Here is a 257-nt window from a genome sequence, read left to right as displayed (position 1 = left end):
CGCCGCGCCCAACGACCTCACGGCCGACCTGCTGATCGGCGGCGGTGTGGAGCCGACGGTCTCCCGCGCAGCGCTCGACACGATGCGGGATGCGGGTGTGCGGCCGGGCGAACCGGTCATGCTCGCCGGCCGGAGCAGCGGCAAGCCGATCGTCACCTATGCGCTGCTGGCGGTGACGTCGTTCATCGGCCTCCTGCAGCTGATCCCGGGCATCGGCCAGGCCATCACCGGTCAGCTCCTCTTCGCGGCGGGATACC

The 257-nt window shown here is 71.6% G+C and carries 1 protein-coding gene; it reads left to right on the top strand.

What is annotated here, in order from left to right; all coding sequences use genetic code 11:
• A partial coding sequence (locus tag SB773_RS32985; RefSeq protein ID WP_410594636.1) for a hypothetical protein occupies window positions 1–257 on the top strand: 257 nt, incomplete at both ends.

The organism is Bacillus sp. SIMBA_074 (genome assembly GCF_046534555.1).
GTDB lineage: Bacteria > Bacillota > Bacilli > Bacillales > Bacillaceae_G > Bacillus_A > Bacillus_A mycoides.
Note: the sequence above shows the minus strand (reverse complement) of the source record. Positions and strands in the feature narration are given on the sequence as shown.